General features: G+C 41.8%; 23 protein-coding genes. 21 read left to right on the top strand and 2 right to left on the bottom strand.

The features are described 5' to 3' along the window. Positions 1 to 165: 165 nt before the first annotated feature. The 4 genes from BM271_RS04245 to BM271_RS04230 all read left to right on the top strand — a co-directional run bounded on the left by BM271_RS04245 (position 166) and on the right by BM271_RS04230 (position 2617). Positions 166 to 357, top strand: a complete 192-nt coding sequence (locus tag BM271_RS04245) for a DUF6440 family protein (RefSeq protein WP_046511957.1) — start codon at positions 166 to 168, stop codon at positions 355 to 357. Between the two features lie 267 nt (positions 358 to 624). Continuing rightward, entirely contained in the window at positions 625 to 1083 is a 459-nt protein-coding gene (locus tag BM271_RS04240; protein WP_046790371.1) for a hypothetical protein, read from the top strand. After that, a complete protein-coding gene (locus BM271_RS04235) occupies positions 1083 to 1724 on the top strand; it encodes a hypothetical protein (protein WP_046790370.1) in 642 nt (213 codons plus the stop codon). Before BM271_RS04240 ends, BM271_RS04235 begins: the two co-directional genes overlap by 1 nt. After that, positions 1721 to 2617 (top strand): hypothetical protein, encoded by an 897-nt coding sequence (locus BM271_RS04230; RefSeq protein ID WP_046790369.1) that lies wholly within the window; start codon positions 1721 to 1723, stop codon positions 2615 to 2617. Before BM271_RS04235 ends, BM271_RS04230 begins: the two co-directional genes overlap by 4 nt. Positions 2618 to 2799: 182 nt before the next feature. On the opposite strand, the gene BM271_RS04225 is transcribed toward BM271_RS04230, so the two are convergent. Beyond that, complete coding sequence (locus tag BM271_RS04225; RefSeq protein ID WP_046790368.1) at positions 2800 to 3585, bottom strand: hypothetical protein; 786 nt, start codon at positions 3583 to 3585, stop codon at positions 2800 to 2802. Between the two features lie 109 nt (positions 3586 to 3694). Here BM271_RS04225 and BM271_RS04220 point away from each other — a divergent pair, with 109 nt between their 5' ends. Both BM271_RS04220 and BM271_RS04215 read left to right on the top strand, forming a co-directional pair. Beyond that, positions 3695 to 4072, top strand: coding sequence for a YolD-like family protein (locus BM271_RS04220; protein ID WP_052749861.1), 378 nt, complete (start codon positions 3695 to 3697; stop codon positions 4070 to 4072). 48 nt (positions 4073 to 4120) lie between these two features. Continuing rightward, the gene (locus BM271_RS04215) at positions 4121 to 4342 is read left to right on the top strand and encodes a hypothetical protein (protein WP_046790367.1); all 222 of its coding nucleotides are present in this window, start codon (positions 4121 to 4123) and stop codon (positions 4340 to 4342) included. Between the two features lie 65 nt (positions 4343 to 4407). On the opposite strand, the gene BM271_RS14360 is transcribed toward BM271_RS04215, so the two are convergent. Then, positions 4408 to 5088: a hypothetical protein gene (locus BM271_RS14360; RefSeq protein WP_052749860.1), complete on the bottom strand. Its 681-nt coding sequence runs from the start codon at positions 5086 to 5088 to the stop codon at positions 4408 to 4410. Between the two features lie 367 nt (positions 5089 to 5455). Between BM271_RS14360 and BM271_RS14150 the strand changes: the two genes are divergently transcribed. From BM271_RS14150 to BM271_RS04140, 15 genes are all read left to right on the top strand, one after another. Beyond that, on the top strand, positions 5456 to 5701 hold the full coding sequence (locus BM271_RS14150; protein ID WP_143544898.1) for a hypothetical protein: 246 nt from the start codon (positions 5456 to 5458) through the stop codon (positions 5699 to 5701). A gap of 91 nt (positions 5702 to 5792) precedes the next feature. Then, positions 5793 to 6773 (top strand): acyltransferase family protein, encoded by a 981-nt coding sequence (locus BM271_RS04205; RefSeq protein ID WP_046790366.1) that lies wholly within the window; start codon positions 5793 to 5795, stop codon positions 6771 to 6773. 100 nt (positions 6774 to 6873) lie between these two features. Continuing rightward, a complete protein-coding gene (locus tag BM271_RS04200) occupies positions 6874 to 7494 on the top strand; it encodes a DNA mismatch repair protein MutT (RefSeq protein ID WP_046790365.1) in 621 nt (206 codons plus the stop codon). Then, positions 7484 to 8440 (top strand): hypothetical protein, encoded by a 957-nt coding sequence (locus tag BM271_RS04195; protein WP_046791498.1) that lies wholly within the window; start codon positions 7484 to 7486, stop codon positions 8438 to 8440. The genes BM271_RS04200 and BM271_RS04195 overlap by 11 nt, the downstream gene beginning before the upstream one ends. Before the next feature lie 84 nt (positions 8441 to 8524). Continuing rightward, positions 8525 to 9811, top strand: coding sequence for a trigger factor (tig, locus tag BM271_RS04190; RefSeq protein WP_046790364.1), 1287 nt, complete (start codon positions 8525 to 8527; stop codon positions 9809 to 9811). Positions 9812 to 9953: 142 nt separating this feature from the next. Then, positions 9954 to 11213, top strand: coding sequence for an ATP-dependent Clp protease ATP-binding subunit ClpX (gene clpX, locus BM271_RS04185; RefSeq protein WP_046790363.1), 1260 nt, complete (start codon positions 9954 to 9956; stop codon positions 11211 to 11213). 65 nt (positions 11214 to 11278) lie between these two features. Beyond that, positions 11279 to 11869 carry a ribosome biogenesis GTP-binding protein YihA/YsxC gene (gene yihA, locus BM271_RS04180; protein WP_046790362.1) on the top strand — a complete coding sequence of 197 codons (591 nt, stop codon included), beginning with the start codon at positions 11279 to 11281 and terminating at the stop codon, positions 11867 to 11869. A 135-nt stretch (positions 11870 to 12004) separates the two neighbouring features. Continuing rightward, positions 12005 to 13354, top strand: a complete 1350-nt coding sequence (gene hemA / locus BM271_RS04175) for a glutamyl-tRNA reductase (protein ID WP_046790361.1) — start codon at positions 12005 to 12007, stop codon at positions 13352 to 13354. A 15-nt stretch (positions 13355 to 13369) separates the two neighbouring features. Next, positions 13370 to 14194, top strand: coding sequence for a cytochrome c biogenesis protein CcsA (gene ccsA, locus BM271_RS04170; RefSeq protein WP_046790360.1), 825 nt, complete (start codon positions 13370 to 13372; stop codon positions 14192 to 14194). Between the two features lie 14 nt (positions 14195 to 14208). Continuing rightward, a complete protein-coding gene (hemC, locus tag BM271_RS04165) occupies positions 14209 to 15132 on the top strand; it encodes a hydroxymethylbilane synthase (RefSeq protein ID WP_046790359.1) in 924 nt (307 codons plus the stop codon). Further along, positions 15119 to 15811 carry a uroporphyrinogen-III synthase gene (locus tag BM271_RS04160; protein ID WP_234960408.1) on the top strand — a complete coding sequence of 231 codons (693 nt, stop codon included), beginning with the start codon at positions 15119 to 15121 and terminating at the stop codon, positions 15809 to 15811. Before hemC ends, BM271_RS04160 begins: the two co-directional genes overlap by 14 nt. Positions 15812 to 15821: 10 nt before the next feature. Next, on the top strand, positions 15822 to 16802 hold the full coding sequence (gene hemB, locus BM271_RS04155) for a porphobilinogen synthase (RefSeq protein ID WP_046790358.1): 981 nt from the start codon (positions 15822 to 15824) through the stop codon (positions 16800 to 16802). Between the two features lies 1 nt (position 16803). Continuing rightward, positions 16804 to 18090, top strand: coding sequence for a glutamate-1-semialdehyde 2,1-aminomutase (gene hemL / locus BM271_RS04150; protein WP_046790357.1), 1287 nt, complete (start codon positions 16804 to 16806; stop codon positions 18088 to 18090). A gap of 73 nt (positions 18091 to 18163) precedes the next feature. Further along, positions 18164 to 18709, top strand: coding sequence for a c-type cytochrome (locus tag BM271_RS04145; RefSeq protein WP_052749859.1), 546 nt, complete (start codon positions 18164 to 18166; stop codon positions 18707 to 18709). Positions 18710 to 18817: 108 nt separating this feature from the next. Beyond that, complete coding sequence (locus tag BM271_RS04140; RefSeq protein ID WP_046790356.1) at positions 18818 to 19891, top strand: AbrB family transcriptional regulator; 1074 nt, start codon at positions 18818 to 18820, stop codon at positions 19889 to 19891. Positions 19892 to 19923: the final 32 nt, after the last annotated feature.

The following is a 19923-nucleotide window of genomic DNA, read 5'->3' as shown; positions in this document are numbered from 1 at the left end:
ATATTGGTTTTGACCAGGCCCGTGCAGAATTAGCTGAAATGTTCAGCGGGTAATGCACACTACAAGAAAAGGCATGCCTTCATTTACACATAATTATTGACGGTCCCAGGGGAGGATACATATACTATATTATGATTGCCGTAATAGTAAAGGAGGTTCTAGCTAATGTTTGGTAAAAGCAGTGAATCTAAGGAATCAAGATTTGAAACAGAGCAAGTTAAATCCGATGGTGGGATCTTATGCCATGTTATTACAGACAAGGAAACTGGAGTGCAGTATTTGTATGCCTGGGGCGGTACAGCTGGCGGGGTAACGCCACTGTTAGATGAGAATGGACAAGTGATTATTAAGAAGTAAGCTGATCCACTAACATATATGTACACATGCACTTGTGTGCTATCTGCACCCGTCCGGGAGGGCGGGATACATAAAAAAAGCTGATGCAGTTTCCGCTGCACCAGCTAAAGTTATATTCCATATATGATTATAGCAGGTTTGGTGCTAAATATAATTAATGATAATTTATTAATCAGGGGTAATTATTTACCTTTTTGGGGTATCAACTACAGGTAAATAGGGTATACTTAAATTTATACGAACTTAATTTCGGGAGGGAATGATTAAATGTATTGTAAAATATTTAAGAAATCCAATGAAATATTTTTAATAGACTATTTCCCTCATCAGATCAGTTATTCAGAATTTATAAAAGATTATATAAAACAAAAATATATGCAATTAATAGTCACTAGTGCTAAAATGGTTAAAATTTTACAAACTGTTCATGAGTCAAAAGGTATAATCTCATTTATAAAATTGAGTGAAGATCTATACGATGGAGGCAAAGAACAAGTACAAATTAATAACAAAGTAGAGCAGATTAATGAAAAGATGAGAGATAATGAAATTATTGAAATTTCAAATTTAATATATCATAGTGATGAAGACTCAATAGATATACAAAGTATTAAATGTAAATATGAAAACGTGTATTTCGAAGTTTTAGCAAATGGAATTATAAAATTTAATCAAGCAGAAGACAAAGTGATAATAAAGAAAGTAATAGAGTTTTCTTTATTATAATGAAGAGAACAAAAAAAGAACTTCTAAATTACCCCAATTTTTTATTTACATTCATTGCAGGACTTATAATACTAATTTTGCATTTCCGTTATAATTTCTCATTTTTTTGTTATTTTTTCAAAGACCTTTCAATGGAGATGGGGCTTTCTTTTGATGTCACTATAATTTTGCCGATAATTGTATATTTTATGAATGTTGTGTTGTCTATACTACTAGATGTTTTTTATAGAGAAGTACATATTGATATTCGTAGTGAAAAAGTACAGTCTGAAGAGATTACTTTGGGAGATCCAGTAGATGATTCTGCATCATATCAAAATATATATTTTGAGATCAAAGTAAACAAAAGATTTAACAAAGAAAAAGTTATAATTTTAAATAAACCCGAATGGATTCATTATCAAAATGAAACAAATTCGCAGATTATAGAATTTGATGAAGATGAAAACGCATTTGTTATTTATCTTAATAGAATTAAAACACCTGTCGATGAACAATGGTTTGGCGAAAATATTAAAGGGATAGTAGCCAGTAATTACGAAGGAAGAAATAGAAATAAGTTACTATTTGAGAAGAAAAGAAGAAGCTGTTATAAATTAAAAGTTGAATCAATAACATTTATGCAAGGGGGAGTTAGATGAGAAGTTCGTACAGTTTTTCAAAATACACTGATAATGAAATTAAAGTATTCGATGATATTATTCAACAGCTTGATAGTAAATGTAAAAGTGAAACAAGAAATGAGCCGCATTTTGTTGAAGAAACTTTAATCAATACATTTGAAGCTGTAACTGAAATAAAAAACTATAGCATGAACGAATCGAATTATCGTTATAAAGTTTATCATTTATATCGAGAAGATATTAATACAGGCTTTGAAGATGATCGGAATCGAGAAGTTAGAATTAGTATAACTGATTTACATATTTTTGTTTTAACAAACGAAAGTATTACTCAATATATTATTAATAAAAGTAGTAAGGATACAGCTGGCAAAACGTTAATAAGGAACCTCTTGGGTTATGAAGGAAGAAATGAGATAGAGTTAAATAACATTAATCTCTTACTTGTTAAAGATTTTTATTTATGGTTATTTCATGTTGTGCTAAATGGCAGAGATAGTGAAGAAGAAATAATAATAGAAAGTATCGAAGGTTATAGAGGAGGAAATTCGAATTCCTTAGCTCATGTCACGGGTATTGGCAGTGAAGTCTTAAATTTATTAAGTACCCTTACCTTCATTTTTGAATCAGAAAGAATTAATAGAGTTAAAGTCATGATTAAGTATAATACGCATAAATTCTCTGTAGATTTATATCAAAATGGAAATTTAAAAATTTCTTTTTCTGAATATGAGGGTGATTATGATGAATTAGCTAAGTATGAATCTATGGCAAAAATAATTTTTGATGTGATGTTAGTAGTATTACCTAAATTAAGTGCTATATATACAAAAGATGAGTGGGATTTGCATCAATTTAAGATGGATATAGGTAAAGAAGTAGTAGATAAAATTGAACAAAAAATACACTGATTAATATATTGAAGATAGACCACTTTACATCCCATGAAAACTGCATTAAAATGTGAATCGTCTAAATATTTCCCTATAACTTTAGGCACGCCACTCTCTATCCCAGTGTAGAGGGTGGCTTTTTTGCGTGTATTTATTAATAGGAGCTGGATTTTGAGTCCAACACGGCTGATCTAACTTAATTATATATTAGTGCTGTTTACCGCATTTTCTAATATGGGTCGTATGGTTAAGTCATTTTCGTAGCACCACTTATAGCTGAGCAGTGGAGGAGTTTCTAAAATTAAACCGCCGTCATCATGTTTCATTTCAGGATTATTAATTTTATATTTTATGTATGTGGCCCTGTTATATAAATGTATGAGATGCAAGCCCATCCCTCTGATAGATAAATTTTTTGTACCTGAAAGCACTGAACCATCTCTTAAAATATACTTAAAACTCCTAACGGTGCCGTATAACTTACTTTCTAATTTCTGATATTCCTCTTCGTTAAAATATTTTTTACATTTCAACAAATTATTATTAACCTGAGTTTCAAGGCCTTGTAAATCTTTCACTTGATTGATAACCACATTGCCTAAATCATTCAATCCTTTTAAAGTTATACTGGCATCGTTAATATAGTTTTCCATTTCATTTTGATTTTCTACTCTGTGCCAATCGTAATTAATATTCAAGGAGTTTATTCTTATTTGATCATTATGTTCATCGTAAAATGACTCTATATAATGAAAAAGGTTATTGTAAGAAATTAATAATTGATTCAAACTTTCCTCTTTCAAAAGGTCTTCTTGTAGCTTTCTTTGATGTTTATTATTTTTGTCTGCGATATCATTGGCATTTTTTCCGGTATATTTAGCTGCTAAAAAGGTAGCTAAAGCTGTTCCAGCTACTGTTAAACCCCCGATTATTATGTCAGCAACTGGTAAACCGCTATTTAAAAAAGTGAAATCAAAACTAAACATCTTATTCCTCCCTTACACTTTGTACTCACATTAAAATTATACTTCTATTATATAGCTTTACAACACGAACGTATGTTCTATATAATCATTCCTAAGAGGAGTGATTATCATGAGAGTAAATGAAAAACTCGACTACAGAGAAATGGATCCGTCAGAGTTGGACTCCAACATCCCGCAGGGCAGAGGCATGATCAAGTGGCAGCCGTTTGCCACGATGCCGGAACAGTATGAGCGTGTGGCCGAGATGATAGAGGAGAATGCCAAAGTACCTGCACCTACCCATGATAATGAAACACTTGTGAGACTAGAAGAAGAACTGCGCAGATCAAGAGGTGAGACTGTCGTACTCCGATACTGGAACGACGGCTATGAGGTGCAACTGGAATGCCGCATTGAGTACATAGCAGATAAGGCGGGTATGGTGGTCGTCAGCAAAGGACGCGAAGCGATTCATGTGCAATTCAAACACATCTACGAAATAATTTGATGGTATTTATCCGATCCATGTGTATACTCAAAGTAGGAGAGTGATGATATGGAATTACATATAAACGTTGCGTACATCTTACTGAACCAAAATTTGCTGCATGATATGGTAACAGGAAACATTGATAGAGATGATACTGTATACTACACGATGAAGAATAACCAGATTGATAATTATTACGCAGATATCAATGATGTGCCTGGCCAGGTAACCGGTATGCTGACAGCTTTTGAATTGAGTGAAACATTGTTGAATTCGCAGTTTAGATAAAAGAAAAGCCACCCATAGAGGTGGCTCGTTTCGGTCAATCTTTCTTTTGCTTTTGGCTATACGAATTAAAACTCAATTCTCAATTTCGTTTCATCTGAAACTCTTTCATATGATTCTCCATCCATCATTGCAGGGATGTTCACTTCAACCCACTCAATTTCATCCCCTGCGCCTTCTTCCATTAAGTAAGGGACGGAGCCCGTATACTCAATCGCCCCGAGCATAGAGCCTGTGATACCTTCTGCGAGGAACATTTCAGGGTCAATCTGCTGTCCTGTGCTGGTAACCATTACCGCTTGATCAATGTAGAAATCGCGTGGCGCTTCTGTTGTATTCTCGACAGTATATTCTATCACAAGGTTATCGACTTTTTCGCCTGCTTCATATCCGTCCAGGAAAGTAGCTAGTTCTTCTGTGACTTCCACACGGTTGATCTGCGCTTTATTTACAGTCACGTTGACGTTTTCAATCTGCGTTGTTTCGCCGGGTTCGACTGCTTTGATTGTTTCAACGCCTTCTTTCTGCGCTTCTTCTGCGACTTTTTCAGTAGTGTCTTTACTAGTCGATTCAGTCGTCTCTTCCTCAGTAGACTCAGAAGCTTCTGCGGATTCACTTGTTTCTTCTTCAGTAGATTCTTCTGTTGTTTCCTCTTCTGTGCTTTCCTCCGCAGTCTCCGGCTCTTCGTTACCGCATGCCGCCAACAGGAGCATTGCGGCAAAACCGCCAGTAAGTAGATATTTTTTCATGATATGTATAACCTCCCAAAATATGTTATATTAATTGTAACATGTGGTAGCTAATAATAAGTAACCTAATTTAGATTTATTGTATATCAGTTAGCTGTAGTGACCGAGTTTCTACTATATAAGAAAATAAGTCATAAAAAGTGAAAAAACGTCTTGGTCAATATCTGGTCAATGAGTCTTTGAATATACCCATTTGAAGGGCTTTCGAACTCCCTTCTGGGACGTTTAAATCCAAATACGATATTCATTAAAACTCTGTAATCCGCGTGCTTACGGGGTTTTAATTTTTTTATGTACGCCTTTCAGAAGTAAATAATATATACATAATGTTATAGTGGACTCATATTTTCTTAGAAGATACTGCTCAATGTCTGGTGAAAATGATAAGCTGGCAGAAATGAGATTTGAAACTGGGAAATCTGATGCGGATAGTGCAATGATGTGGCATATCATTACGGATAAGGAAACTGGATGCAGTATTTATATGCCGGCACAGGTTCTGCGGGCGGGAAGATACTTTTGCTGGATGAAGATGTACAGGTGTTTGTCAGGAAGTAACCGTAAGAGCGTTGGCATTCGCCAACGCTCTTTTAAATTCTTCATTACATTGTAAGTTAAATGCATCTTTCTCGTATGCTTTCATTTGTAGCTTTCCGGTTTCTCGATTATGATATTAGTCAAACTTTCTGTGGGGGAGACTGGACATGGAGAAACGCAATCATAATATAGATGTTCTAAAAGCGATGGCAATGTTTGCAGTAATATTCATACATTGTGTGCCGAGAGACCTCCTTTACGTGACATTTGCGCCGTATCATATATGGCAGGCAGTACCTGTATTCATGTTGCTGGCCGGCTTCAACACAGCCAATTCCTATAAGAAAAGAAATTATGAATCCTTTGCCGAATTTTATAATCCGTCTTTCATCTATAAGAAAGTCGAAAGGCTGATTTATCCGTTTGCTGCAGTATGGCTGGGACAGGTGCTCCTGTACTTCCTTTTCAAAGGAGGCACCAGTGTTCTTGAACTGCCGCTCCAGTTCCTTACCGGTGGATGGGGACCGGGCAGTTATTTCGTCCCGATCATCGTGCAGGCGACGCTGATTCTTCCTCTTATATATCTTCTGATGAAGAAAAATCTGAACGTAATGACATTTGTATTACTTATTTTCAGTCTGCTCCTGGAGATTGTCTGCCTGTGGCTGGACGTCTCCCGGGACCTGTACCGGATCATAATCGTCAGATATGTATTCGCACTTACACTTGGTGTATGGCTTGCATTCAACTATAACAGGATCAGCTATAGATGGATTCTCCCGCTTGCGGGAGTGAGTGTCATCTATATTACAGGTGTGAACTATTTCGAACTGGAACTGATCATGGAGCCTGTCTGGCTGAGTCAGCACGCACCGGCTTTTTTCTACACCCTGCTATTCACGATAGTATGTCTGAAGGCATACAGGATTAAAGGCGTGAATCCTTTGAGCAAATCCCTGATAAAAGTCGGCCGGGCTTCATATCATATCTTTTTGACCCAGATGGTATATTTCTGGATGATTCCGAACATGTTCGCAGGTTTGCCATTGTCTCTATATGTTCTGATCAGCGTAGTGCTGTGTTTTGCAGCAGGCGTACTGTTCTTTGAGCTTGAAAATAAAGTCCGGAAAAAGTTGAAAAGTGCCTGATCAGCAGATGCATCAACGCTTCTGAGGAATTTTATTTTACAAAACATTTCAGCTTATATAAGATTATTATGATGCAGCGATACTTGGGAGGAGAATATTAATGAGCAAGTTTGACGAAAAGATCCTGGTTGTTCCGAGATCTGATATTTTCGATGGCGAGAAGAATGCATTCAACGGTTTTATCGGGAAAGAGGATGCAAGATATAAAGAGATTATTTCCACTTTTGGTGATTTTGAAGTGAAAAGACGCGGGGATATGGAAGAAGATCCTTCATATAAGCAGCTAATCAGCTATGTGATCATCAAATCTGACAGTGATGACGCGACACTCGTATATAAACGTCTCGGCGGCGGTGGTGAATCACGGCTGCACGGACTCCTGTCCATCGGGGTCGGCGGTCATATGAACGATGTGCCTGAAGTGTCTGACATCGATTCGAAACTGTCGGTCAATGCTGCGAGAGAGCTGGAAGAAGAAGTTGGACTCTCGGCTGAAGCTGTCAAGGATATGGAAATCATGGGCCTGATCAATGATGATGACAATGAGGTGGGGAAAGTCCATATTGGTCTTGTCCTGAGTGTGAAAGTCGATCCTTCGATTGTGTCATCCAAAGAGGAAGACACGCTTGAATTGATCTGGGAAAAAGACGAAAACCTGAAAGCCATGTCTCCGTATGAATCATGGAGCGAACTGATCATCAGGGATGCTTATGACAGATAAGGTAAGCTCACACAGACGCTTTCTGAAAAAAGCAGAACATGATCTGGAAAAGCTTTTTGATAATGAAGAATATGCTTCCTTTATAGGAAGGTTCAGCCAATACGCGAAGCATGCGGATCCCGAAATTGAACTGGTTGAGAAATATTATGAATCGAGACTCAGAACGGATGATGCCAGAGCCATTGTGGATGATGCGCTGATGTCCATGAATGAGGGAGGCGGTAATTACGAAACGCACATGTACTATCTTTTGACCGCCCTTATTGAGCTTGGAAGGTATTTTGAAGTAATCGAGTTTTCCGACCATCTCATGGCTGAAAATATACCACAGGGATTCCGTATAGAAGTCGCGGCACTCCGTCACAGGGCCAAGAAAGCTCTGGACGAAAAACAGGAAGAGTCCGGCCGCGGGAATGAACCGGTCGTTACTGCAGATGATTTTCGCGCGATGCTCCATTATGAGAAACTGGAACATCTTGCTCAATGGACGGATGGTCAGGATGCAGAGTACATGGATCTGGTCAGAGATGCGCTTTTTAAAACAGAGGACTACCAGCTCATCACTTTCATGCTTCTTTATTTAAATGGAACGGGTGATGACAGACCGGTTGAAATTGAGAAGTTTAATGAAAAGATTACGGTCGTCCCAGCTGATCTTGACACTCTGGAGACACTCGAACTGTCCAGGATTGTTTTATCATCCGTTTTAAGTGAAATGGAAGAGCTGATGCCTGAATTCCAGGAATCAGCCAGGGCGATGATTATGTCCCATATCATCCATTGCTATCCTTTGACACCGGATATAAATACCGATAGTCTTATAGACAGTTATTTGCTGATCCTGCATGAAATGGTAAATCTCGTATATGAAAGAGAATCATTTGCAGCGGAAGAAGCAATGGAATGGATCCGGTCCATGGAATCGTCTATCGAGGCCGGTAACTGAGGAAATCAATTGTTGGATATAGAAAATTGATATGTTATACTATATTGGTTAATTGAAATTACGTACTAACGGAGGAATTTAACTATGGCTCAAAAGTGGGAAAAACAAGAGGGTAACGAAGGAGTTCTAACTGTAACAGTTCCAGCGACTGAAGTGGACTCCGCCCTGGATGAAGCATTTAAAAAAGTATCCAAGCAGGTATCTGTACCTGGATTCAGAAAAGGTAAAGTACCGCGTCAGATGTTCGAGAAGCGTTTCGGTGTAGAATCCCTTTACCAGGATGCACTTGATATTCTCCTTCCTAAAGCTTACACAGAAGCTGTTGAAGAAGCTGGGATCAACCCTGTTGACCAGCCGGAAGTTGACATCGAAGAAATGGAAAAAGGCAAAGAGCTCGTATTTACTGCGAAAGTTACAGTTGAACCTGAAGTCAAACTTGGTGAGTACAAAGGTCTTGAAGCTGATGTACCCGATACAGAAGTGACTGACGAAGATGTTCAGAAAGAAATCGACAGCATGCTTGAATCCCATGCTGACATGGTTGTAAAAGACGAAGGCAAAGTAGAAGAAGGCGATATTGTCAATCTCGACTTTGACGGATATGTCGACGGCGAACAGTTCGAAGGCGGAAAAGCTGAAGGCTATGACCTCGAAATCGGTTCCGGCAGTTTCATCCCAGGATTTGAAGAACAGGTTGTCGGTCTTGAAAATGGAGAGGAAAAAGACGTTAAGGTCACTTTCCCTGAAGAGTACCACGCTGAAGAGCTTGCTGGAAAAGAAGCGGTGTTCAAAGTGAAAATCAACTCCATCAAAGTGAAGGAAACACCGGAACTTGATGAAGACCTCCTTAAAGAACTCGATCAGGATGTCGACTCTGTAGAAGCACTTAAAGAGAAGCTTGAAAAAGACCTCAAAGAAGCGAAAGAGAACGAAGCTGACGTTTCAATGAAGGAACAGCTGATTGAACAGGCTTCCGACAATGCTGAAATCGAAGTGCCGGAAGCAATGGTTAAAACTGAAACGGACAGGATGCTTCAGGAATTTGAACAGCGTCTGTCACAGCAGGGCATCAACATGGAAATGTATCAGCAGCTTTCCGGTCAGGATGAAAATGCACTCCGTGACCAGATGAAAGATGATGCAGAAAAACGTGTCCGTACAAACCTTGTACTGAAACAGATTGCGGTTGATGAAAACATTGAAGTGGCTGAAACGGATGTTGACGCTGAGCTTGAAAAGATGAGCGAGCAGTTCGGCATCAAAGTGGAAGATATCAAATCCACTCTCGGAGATCTTTCCATGCTGAATGAAGATCTTAAAGTGCAAAAAGCGATCGATGTACTTGTTGACAATAGAAAAAAAGCTGAATAATAGATTATAGCCAAAAGATAATGAGCTCTGTAACTGTTGTTGCAGGGCTTTTCTACTCATTTACGGCAGTCTGAAACCAGTTATTTGATTTTGCCATCAATATCTAGTATATTTTACAGGAATGAAAAAAGAGGTGTTGAATATGTTTAAATTTAATGAAGACGACACTAACCTGACTTGTTCTTTCTGTGGGAAGGATCAGGAACAGGTTAAGAAGCTCATAGCAGGCAGCGGTGTTTATATTTGTAACGAATGTATCGAATTGTGCCATGAAATCATCGAAGAGGAACTGAAATCAGAGAAAACAGAAGTGATTACTGATATTCCGAAACCTCAGGAGATTCTTGAATCTCTCAACGATTATGTCATTGGACAGGAAAAAGCCAAACGTGCGCTTAGTGTGGCAGTATACAACCATTACAAGCGTATCAATCAGAACAATGAAGATGGTGTTGAAATCTCCAAAAGTAACATTGCCTTGATCGGTCCTACCGGCAGTGGGAAAACACTTCTTGCGCAGACGTTGGCAAGAACGCTTAATGTACCATTTGCAATTGCAGATGCAACAAGTCTGACTGAAGCAGGTTATGTGGGAGACGATGTCGAAAACATCCTTCTGAGACTGATCCAGGCTGCAGATTTTGATGTTGAACGTGCAGAGCAGGGCATCATCTATGTCGATGAGATTGATAAAATCGCAAGAAAAAGCGAAAACACTTCAATTACAAGAGACGTATCCGGTGAAGGCGTGCAGCAGGCACTCCTCAAAATCCTCGAAGGTACAACAGCGAGTGTGCCGCCGCAGGGTGGAAGAAAGCATCCTAACCAGGAGTCAATACAGATTGATACTACGAACATCCTGTTCATCATCGGCGGGGCATTCGACGGTATGGATGAAATCATCAAGAGAAGAATTGGTGAGAAAGTGATCGGCTTCGGCGGAGCTTCTTCCGAAAAATTCGATGATAAAGATGCAATCATGAGCCGCGTCCGCCCGGACGATCTGCAGAGCTACGGCCTGATTCCTGAATTCATCGGCCGTGTACCGATTATCAGTTATCTTGAAGAACTCGACGTTGAAGCACTCAACTCCATTTTGACCGAGCCTAAAAATGCGCTTGTCAAACAGTACAAAAAAATGCTTGAGATCGATAACGTTGAACTCGAGTTTGATGAAGATGCGCTTAACGCGATCAGTGAACTGGCAATCGAGAGGAAAACCGGTGCACGCGGCCTGCGTTCAATCATCGAGGAACGTATGGTGGATATCATGTTCAACATTCCGTCCAACGATGAAATACGCAAAGTCAAGATTACTCGGGAAACAATCCGGGAGGAAGCACAACCCCTTCTGTATGATGAAAACGACGAGTTGATCGATCCGGAACGCAAGAGTGCATAATTAATAGATAATTCACCTGAGCTGTCTTTAATCGGACAGCTCTTTTTTCTTAAAGGAGTGAGAATATGAAAATAAATCCGGGAAGCGTGGATATTTTAATATCCGCAGTAGGTCCCGATCAGTATCCGGAAACGGGACTGTCGGAAATAGCGTTGAGCGGGAGATCCAATGTTGGTAAATCTTCCTTTATAAACGCGGTGGCGGGAAGGAAGAACATCGCCAGGACATCCTCCAAACCGGGTAAGACGCAGACGCTCAATTTCTATGACATGGATAAAAAGTTCGTGTTTGTGGATGTGCCGGGATACGGATATGCCAAAGAATCAAAAAAGGCGCGTGAAAAATGGGGCGCAATGATTGAAGCATATATTACCGAAAGAGAGACGTTGAGAGCGGTCATACAACTCATCGATCTCAGGCATAAACCCACTGAAGATGATATTCTGATGTATGATTTTCTGAAGTATTATGAAATACCTGTGATTGTCGTGTGCACTAAAATGGATAAGATCCCAAAAAGCAAAGTGCAGAAGCATCTTAAGATTGTCAGAGAAGCGCTTGAATTTGAAACACAGGATACCATCATTCCATTTTCTTCAATGGATAAGAAAAATCTGCCACTCGTCATGCAGACGATTGCCGACCATATAGAATAGTGTTCACAAAAAATTCTTATTTATAATTAATATAAATAAGAGCGATGCCATAGATAATATGTTCACATTCTGTTAAAATAATATGTGTTATAAGTACCTGTAAAAGGTGCAATATGGATTGGGGGGGCAATTCGGATGCACGTTATTGCGTTAAGTCTGAATTACAGAAAAGCAAGTGTCGAAGAAAGAGAGCTGATGGCTTTTGAAGATGAGGAAGTCATCCCGGCACTGCACAGATTAAGAGAACAGAAAAGCATACTTGAAGCCGTGCTGCTTTCTACATGCAACCGTACTGAAGTATATGTAGTCAGCGATCAGGTGCATACCGGCAAATACTATACCCAGAAGTTCCTGGCAGACTGGTTTGACATCGAGTTCGATACAGTGAAAAACATTACAGACGTGAAAGTGGCGGATGAAGCCATCCATCACCTGTACCGTGTGACTGCGGGACTTGAATCGATGGTGCTGGGAGAGACGCAGATACTGGGGCAGATCAGAGATGCATTCTTCACTGCTCAGGAAGAGCATACTACAGGAACTGTTTTCAACAAGTTGTTCAAAGAGGCGATTACGGTTGCCAAACGCGGACACAGCGAGACGGACATTTCCAAAAATGCAATTTCCATTTCCTACTCCGCAGTGGAGCTTGCGAAGAAGATATTTTCAAATATAAGTGAAAGCAAAGTCCTTGTAGTCGGTGCGGGTGAAATGGCCGAACAGTCCTTATTGAACCTGACATCGAACGGTATAGACAAAGTGACTGTCATCAACCGTTCCGGGGACAAAGCAGAAGCTCTTGCGCAGCGGTTCGATGGTGAAAGTGCACCTTTTGATACTTTGGAAGAGCAGTTGTCGAATGCCGACATCGTCATTTCAAGTACAGCTGCACGGAACCATGTCATTACTGAATCCACTGTTCAAAACGCTCTGGCAAACAGAAAAACAAGAGAACCGCTTGTTCTGATGGACATTGCCCTGCCGCGTGATATTGCACCGGAAGTAAGCGGTCTGGAAAATGTCTATATGTACAACGTCGATGATCTGCAGGGGCTTGTGGATGCAAACCTTTCAACAAGAAAGGAAGAAGCAACCAAGATTGAAGCGATGATTGCAGAGAGTATGGACAGTTTTGAAGAGTGGGTGAGCATGCTGGGAGTCGTACCGGTCATCCAGGCTCTACGGTCCAAAGCACTCAATATACATGAAGATACATTCCAGAGTGTGGAAAGAAAAATGCCGGATATGACGGACCGCGAACGTACCATCATATCCAAACACATGAAGAGCATCATAAACCAGATGCTCAAAGACCCTATCATCTATACCAAGGAAATTGCGGGCAGCAGGAAAGCGGATGCGAAGCTCGAAGAGATCCAGCAGTTATTTGGTATAGAAGATGAAGTAGCGGAAATCAGACAGCAGGACAAAGCCAAAAATCAGAAAAAGCTTCGTGCCAGGAAACAGGAGCTTGCACTCGATTAGACAGGTGGGAACCATATGGACATTATGTTCCGCATCCATGAATTCATTTTATTATTATATTTTATAAGCCTTTCTGCGCTGAGCTACGATCTGTTTTTCAGAAATCGCCAGGCCAGGAAGGTTTCGTTTTATGTTGCGGCTTTTGCAGCGGCACTGCAGGTTGCGGGTTTCGTAAGCATTGGTGTGAGCATAGGCAGAATTCCTGTCCAGACGACATTTGAAGGTTTGTACGCCCTGTCAATCTTTATAATTCTGACCGGTATTGTTCATTACCGCAGAAGTGATTCGGAAATTGCTCTGTTCATTTATGTATTGACTGCTTTTGTACTTTTTGCAGTATACACATTTGCACCGGTCCAATACTCAAGGACAACGGAAGTTTCCACTCTGATGAATGAACTGCTTGTAATTCATGTCGGGCTCGCATTGTTTGCTTATGTTTTATTCTTTGTCTCTCTGTTACATGCCGTGATTTATATTATTCAATATGATAATCTGAAAAAGAAACGTTTCAACCGGCTTTTCTTTTCATTATTCAGCATAGGAACAGCAGAAAAAATGATGGTGCGCTCAATGCTTTTTGGTGTGTGCAGCATGACGATCAGCATTCTGCTCGGAGCGATGTGGGGCATCAATATAATCGGTCCGCAGATTTTCACCGATTTTAAAGTGCTGGGGACTTTTGTTGTTGTCCTGATGTATGCCGCACTGCTTTTCCATTTGAAGACAGAACGTAATATTCTGCGTTTTGCGAAGCTGAATATCGCCATATTCATCATATGTATGCTTAACTATATTTTCATTACACAACTATCCAATTTCCATTTTTGGGGATATTAAAGGAGTAATACCATATGCGAAAATTTATTGTAGGATCAAGACGCAGCGGCCTTGCCCTGACACAGTCGAAACAGTTTATAAAGAGTCTGAAGGAACATTATCCTGATATGGATATCGAAATCAAGGAAATCGTCACCAAAGGCGACAAGATTGTCGATGTGCAGCTGTCAAAAGTCGGCGGCAAAGGTTTATTCGTAAAAGAAATTGAACAGGCACTTGCCAACAAAGAAATTGATATGGCGATTCACAGTCTTAAAGATGTACCAAGTGAAGTTCCCGAAGGGTTCACCATCGCCTGTGTGCCTCAGCGGGAAGATATGCGTGACGCCTTCCTCTCCAACAAGAAAGTGCCTTTCAAAGATCTGCCTGCGGGCAGTGTAGTCGGTACGAGCAGCCTGCGCCGCGGGGCACAGCTGCTTGCGATCAGGGACGATATCGAAGTCAAATGGGTGCGCGGAAACATCGATACCCGTATCAAGAAGATGGAGTCCGGGGAATATGATGCAATCATTCTCGCTGCGGCAGGCCTCAAGCGCATGGGATGGTCTGATGATATTGTGACGGAATATCTTGATCCTGAAACCTTCATTCCTGCGATTGCCCAGGGCGCTCTCGGAATAGAATGCCGTTCTGATGACAGAGAGCTCATTGAAATGCTTCAGAAGGTCCATTCAGAAGAAGACGCTGTATGCACTGGTGCAGAACGTGCATTCCTGAAACGTATGGATGGAAGCTGCCAGGTACCGATCGGCGGATATGCAGAGTACGAAGACGGCGAACTCTACCTGACAGGACTGATCATGCCTGAGGATGGAAGCGAACAGTATCTTGTTAAGAAATCCCATGAAAACCCTGAGACTCTCGGCAATCTGGTTGCAGATGAGATGGAGCGTATCGGAGCCAAGGAGATCATTGATAAAATCAATGAATCACTCTAAGCCGCTCGTCCTCGTGACACAGAGCAGGATGGGAAATGCCTGTACGGATGAATTTGAAGTTGAGCATGTCCCCGTAATCAAGACTGAACTTCTGCCGTTTAATGATCATATATTGGACGGGGATTATGAATGGCTGGTTTTGACAAGTCCGAACGCTGTAGAACACTTCATCCCGTTTTTGGACAGGGTCAGGTATAAAAAGCTTGCAAGTATCGGCAAAAAAACAAGCGAGACGATGGCTGCCCATGGTCTGAATGTCGATTTTGAACCGAGTGGGTATACACAGGAAAAGTTCATGGAAGAGTTTGATGCCAAAAAAGGCGAACGGATTCTTTACCCTGTCAGTGCGAACGCACGTCCGCTCATGTATGATTATCTGAACCGGGCAGGTGCAGATGTCACCCGTTTCAGGCTGTATCATCCCGTCCCTAACATGAAATCGCTAGGACGGATTGAAAGACTTCTGCAGACACACCCGTATGCAATCACTTTCTCAAGTCCTTCCGGGGTGGATACATTCATGGAAAAAATCAGTCCGGAGAAACTGGATGGTGTAATTGTTGTCGCCATCGGTCATGTGACAAACGAAGCTTTGGAAAAATATCATGTCAAGAGTGTGCAGCCGGAAAAAGAGACGTTGCAGAACATGTTTGTTCTGTTGGAAAAAAGTATTAGATAGAGGTGCTAAGATGAATTTTGACAGACATCGCCGTATGAGAAGAACGGCATATATGCGTGATATGGTCAGAGAGACAAAAGTAGGGAAAGAAGATCTCATCTATCCAATTTTTGTTGTGGAGGCAGATGATGTAAGGAAAGAAGTGCCTTCCATGAAAGGCGTATTCCAGGTTTCTCTGAACCTGCTTGAAAAAGAACTTGCGGAAGTGAATGATCTGGGGATAAAATCCGTGATCTTCTTCGGCATTCCGAACGAAAAAGATCCGGAAGGCACAGGCGCCTATCATGACCACGGTGTCGTGCAGGAAGCATGCAGATTGAGCAAGAAACATTATCCCGAAATTCTTGTAATATTGGATACATGCCTTTGTGAATATACAGATCACGGGCATTGCGGTCTGATAGACAGCAAAACGCAGGATGTCGATAACGACCTTACACTGCCTCTGCTCGTAAGAACGGCGGTTTCCCAGGCGAAAGCCGGAGCGGATATCATTGCACCAAGCAACATGATGGACGGCTTTGTAAGTGAAATCAGGAAAGGTCTGGATGATAATGGATTCAGACACATCCCGATCATGAGCTACGGCATTAAATATTCTTCGAAATTCTATGGCCCGTTCAGGGATGCAGCAGAATCCACGCCGTCATTCGGCGACAGGAGAACATATCAGATGGATCCTGCCAACCGTCTGGAGGCACAGAGGGAACTTGAGAGCGACCTTGCTGAAGGGTGCGATATGATGATTGTAAAACCTGCATTGTCGTATCTTGATATCATCAGGGACGTACGCAATAATTCCAACGTTCCGGTTATCGCCTATAACGTGAGCGGAGAGTATTCAATGACCCGGACTGCTGTGGATATGGGACTTCTTGATGAAGCGGTCATCATGGAACAGATGGTATCCATGAAGCGTGCCGGAGCAGATATGATTATCACTTATTTCGCAAAAGATATTTGCAGAATGATCGATGAAGGGATGGAATAGTATGTACGAAAATTCGAAGTCACTCTATAAAAAAGCAAAAGAACTCATGCCGGGTGGTGTGAACAGTCCGGTAAGAGCATTCAACTCTGTGGGGATGGACCCGCTGTTCATCGACCATGCCAAAGATGCCAGAACATATGATGTTGACGGCAACGAATATATCGATTATGTGCTCAGTTTCGGCCCGCTGATCCTCGGCCACAGTGATGACACAGTGGTAAATGCTGTTTCAGAAGCGGCTAAAAAAGGAACAAGTTTCGGTGCTCCCACTTCATCGGAAAACGAGCTGGCAGAGCTCGTCATCGACCGTGTACCGTCAGTTGAAATGATACGCATGGTGTCATCCGGCACAGAGGCGACGCTTGCTGCACTGCGTCTTGCAAGAGGGTTTACCGGACGCAGTAAAATACTTAAATTTGAAGGATGCTACCACGGCCACAGTGATTCCCTGCTTATAAAAGCGGGCAGTGGCGTCGCGACACTTGGACTTCCGGATTCCCCGGGGGTGCCTGAAGGAACGGCGGCAAATACGATCACAGTACCGTACAACGATGAGGAAAGCCTGAAAGAAGCATTCAATCAATTCGGTGAAGATATCGCGGCAGTCATCATGGAGCCTGTTGCCGGCAATATGGGAGTGGTTCCTCCCGTGGAAGGGTATTTGAACTTTGTACGTGAGCTGACAGAAGAAAACGGCACACTGCTCATCTTCGATGAAGTCATGACAGGTTTCAGAGTCGGATACAATTCTGCCCAGGGGCATTTTGATATCAAGCCTGACCTCACATGCCTTGGCAAAGTCATCGGCGGAGGTCTGCCGGTCGGTGCCTACGGCGGACGCAGGGATATCATGGAACATATTGCTCCGACAGGGGACATCTATCAGGCGGGAACGCTTTCCGGTAACCCGCTTGCAATGACTGCAGGACTTGAAACATTAAAACAATTGACGCCTGAGAGCTATGATCATTTCAATAAGCTCGGTGATCTGCTGGAGCAGGGCCTTAAGGAAATCTTCAAGGAAAAAGGTTTCCCGATTACAGTAAACCGTGCCGGTTCAATGCTCGGTTTCTTCCTGACTGAAGGGCCTGTGACAGATTTCGATTCTGCGAACACAAGTGACCTTGATTTGTTTGCGAAAATGTACCGCAACCTTCTTGAAGAAGGCGTATATCTGCCACCTTCCCAATTCGAAGGTATGTTCCTGTCCACTAAACATACTGAGGAAGACATCCAAAAAACTTTGACTGCATTCAATAATGCCCTGGATAAAATTAAAGCAGAATAAGTGTCTTTATACCGTTTACGGAAAAAAAATAAAGTGTATAATTGAGTTAAACATATAAATGGAGGTTGTGCACATGGCAAATGATAAGGACAAACATGTGTCCGATAAAGACAAGTACATGAAAGGGCTGAAAGACAAAGATAAAACTTATGTCGACGGCCAAAACAGAGAAATGATTGAACACACTGAAAATGATAAGAAGAATCCACTTGTTTGGATCACTCCGATCATCATCGTTTTGTTACTTATCCCTCTCATCATCCATCTTGCTACCGGTAACGGCGGTGTTGCACTTACCGGAGGCAGCGAGGAAGAGGAGTCTTCTGAAGAATCATCCGGCGGAGAAGGTGGCGGAGAAGAAAGCTCCGAAGAAGGCGGCGGTGAGCAGGCCTCTACAGGAGACTTCGATGCTGAAGGATTTGCCCGCGATAACTGTGCTTCATGTCACGGACAAGATTTCTCGGGCGGCATGGGACCGGCACTGGCAGGTACAAGTCTTGATGAAGCGACATTCACTGAGACAGTAAGGAAAGGCAAGGGTTCAATGCCGGCTTTCAGTCAGGATCAGATTGCTGACGAAGATCTGACTGCACTTTATGAATTTATGGCAGGTCAATAATTGAAACGAAAACTTCCGCATGCAATGTGGAAGTTTTTGTTGTTTCTGTTCCCCGCCCTGCGGGATAATCGTCAACATGCAAAAAACCAGGATGAGGAGGTGCATCAATTGAAATATTTAAGGCTGCTGTATCTTTTCATCGCAGCATTCATCCTTTCCTGGCTGCTGCAGGAAGTCGGCATGATTTTACCGTGGCTCTTCGGATCCATGATCGCAACGGTGATATTCTACCGTATATACGGACCTGTCACCGGATTTAAAAAATGGATGGGAGACTTGGGGATATTCATCATCGGGATTGAAATAGGGACTACTTTTACAAAGGAAACCGTATTGGATATGCAAAATGATGTATTTAATATCGTGCTGCTGTCTTTAATGGTTATTGCCCTCAGCCTTCTATTGGCGAAGTTTTTTATGAAACTCACAGGATGTACATATGAATCGGCAGTCCTTGCTACAATCCCGGGGGCACTTTCCCAGATGATCATCATGGCTGAAGAGGAGAAGCGGGCAGATCTGCTTCTTGTCACTTTGACACAGATGTCACGGATCGTGCTGGTGGTGATATTCGTCCCTTTCATCGCCAGCATGTTTTCAGGCGCGCCTCCCGGCATTCCGGAAGATGCTGCACCGGACTTTACTTCAGTGCTCGCCCCTGAAATGCTCATTCTTGCGGCAGGAGCCGTCTTACTTATTTTCATCATGAAGTTTTTGAAGTTCCCCGTCCCTGTGATGATTGCACCGATGATCAGCATTCTTACGTGGAACCTCACTACAGATCAAATATTTTCACTGAACGTGGAATTCATGTATTTTGCACAGATATTATTTGGCATCCGGATCGGCCTCCAGATTTCATCTCTCATCAACAGACTCAACAGACGCATGGTCATTTCGATGCTTATCCAGAATGTGCTCCTTATACTGGGAACGATGCTGATCGTCATCCTGTTCATCCTGTTCACAGAGCATAACTTCAATGACCTGTTCCTGAGTGCAGCGCCGGGCGGCATCGGCCAGATCATCATCGTGGCAGTGGAGACAGGAGCCAACATCGCAATGATCTCAAGTTATCATATATTCCGTATTTTCTTCATACTGCTGGTGGTGGCACCGGTCATCAATATCATCCTGTCGAGGAACCGCACACGGCGGAGGCGCGACGGGGAAGAAACTTGACAGTTCAGTATCGTTGGAATACTATAAACTTA

Source organism: Salinicoccus halodurans, from assembly GCF_900114445.1.
Classification (GTDB): Bacteria; Bacillota; Bacilli; order Staphylococcales; family Salinicoccaceae; genus Salinicoccus; species Salinicoccus halodurans.
This window is presented reverse-complemented; position numbering and strand designations above follow the sequence as displayed.

Bases quoted from the DNA above. Each gene is read 5' to 3' on its own strand.
- BM271_RS04200 (WP_046790365.1), top strand. From the start codon at position 6,874: ATGAGCAAGTTTGACGAAAAGATCCTGGTTGTTCCGAGATCTGATATT.
- BM271_RS04160 (WP_234960408.1), top strand. From the start codon at position 15,119: ATGAATCACTCTAAGCCGCTCGTCCTCGTGACACAGAGCAGGATGGGA.
- BM271_RS04215 (WP_046790367.1), top strand. From the start codon at position 4,121: ATGGAATTACATATAAACGTTGCGTACATCTTACTGAACCAAAATTTG.
- BM271_RS04225 (WP_046790368.1), bottom strand. From the start codon at position 3,585: ATGTTTAGTTTTGATTTCACTTTTTTAAATAGCGGTTTACCAGTTGCT.
- BM271_RS14150 (WP_143544898.1), top strand. From the start codon at position 5,456: ATGTCTGGTGAAAATGATAAGCTGGCAGAAATGAGATTTGAAACTGGG.
- ccsA (WP_046790360.1), top strand. From the start codon at position 13,370: ATGGACATTATGTTCCGCATCCATGAATTCATTTTATTATTATATTTT.
- clpX (WP_046790363.1), top strand. From the start codon at position 9,954: ATGTTTAAATTTAATGAAGACGACACTAACCTGACTTGTTCTTTCTGT.
- BM271_RS04205 (WP_046790366.1), top strand. From the start codon at position 5,793: ATGGAGAAACGCAATCATAATATAGATGTTCTAAAAGCGATGGCAATG.
- yihA (WP_046790362.1), top strand. From the start codon at position 11,279: ATGAAAATAAATCCGGGAAGCGTGGATATTTTAATATCCGCAGTAGGT.
- BM271_RS04145 (WP_052749859.1), top strand. From the start codon at position 18,164: ATGGCAAATGATAAGGACAAACATGTGTCCGATAAAGACAAGTACATG.
- BM271_RS04230 (WP_046790369.1), top strand. From the start codon at position 1,721: ATGAGAAGTTCGTACAGTTTTTCAAAATACACTGATAATGAAATTAAA.
- hemC (WP_046790359.1), top strand. From the start codon at position 14,209: ATGCGAAAATTTATTGTAGGATCAAGACGCAGCGGCCTTGCCCTGACA.
- BM271_RS04235 (WP_046790370.1), top strand. From the start codon at position 1,083: ATGAAGAGAACAAAAAAAGAACTTCTAAATTACCCCAATTTTTTATTT.
- BM271_RS14360 (WP_052749860.1), bottom strand. From the start codon at position 5,088: ATGAAAAAATATCTACTTACTGGCGGTTTTGCCGCAATGCTCCTGTTG.
- hemL (WP_046790357.1), top strand. From the start codon at position 16,804: ATGTACGAAAATTCGAAGTCACTCTATAAAAAAGCAAAAGAACTCATG.
- BM271_RS04245 (WP_046511957.1), top strand. From the start codon at position 166: ATGTTTGGTAAAAGCAGTGAATCTAAGGAATCAAGATTTGAAACAGAG.
- tig (WP_046790364.1), top strand. From the start codon at position 8,525: ATGGCTCAAAAGTGGGAAAAACAAGAGGGTAACGAAGGAGTTCTAACT.
- hemA (WP_046790361.1), top strand. From the start codon at position 12,005: ATGCACGTTATTGCGTTAAGTCTGAATTACAGAAAAGCAAGTGTCGAA.
- hemB (WP_046790358.1), top strand. From the start codon at position 15,822: ATGAATTTTGACAGACATCGCCGTATGAGAAGAACGGCATATATGCGT.
- BM271_RS04240 (WP_046790371.1), top strand. From the start codon at position 625: ATGTATTGTAAAATATTTAAGAAATCCAATGAAATATTTTTAATAGAC.
- BM271_RS04220 (WP_052749861.1), top strand. From the start codon at position 3,695: ATGAGAGTAAATGAAAAACTCGACTACAGAGAAATGGATCCGTCAGAG.
- BM271_RS04195 (WP_046791498.1), top strand. From the start codon at position 7,484: ATGACAGATAAGGTAAGCTCACACAGACGCTTTCTGAAAAAAGCAGAA.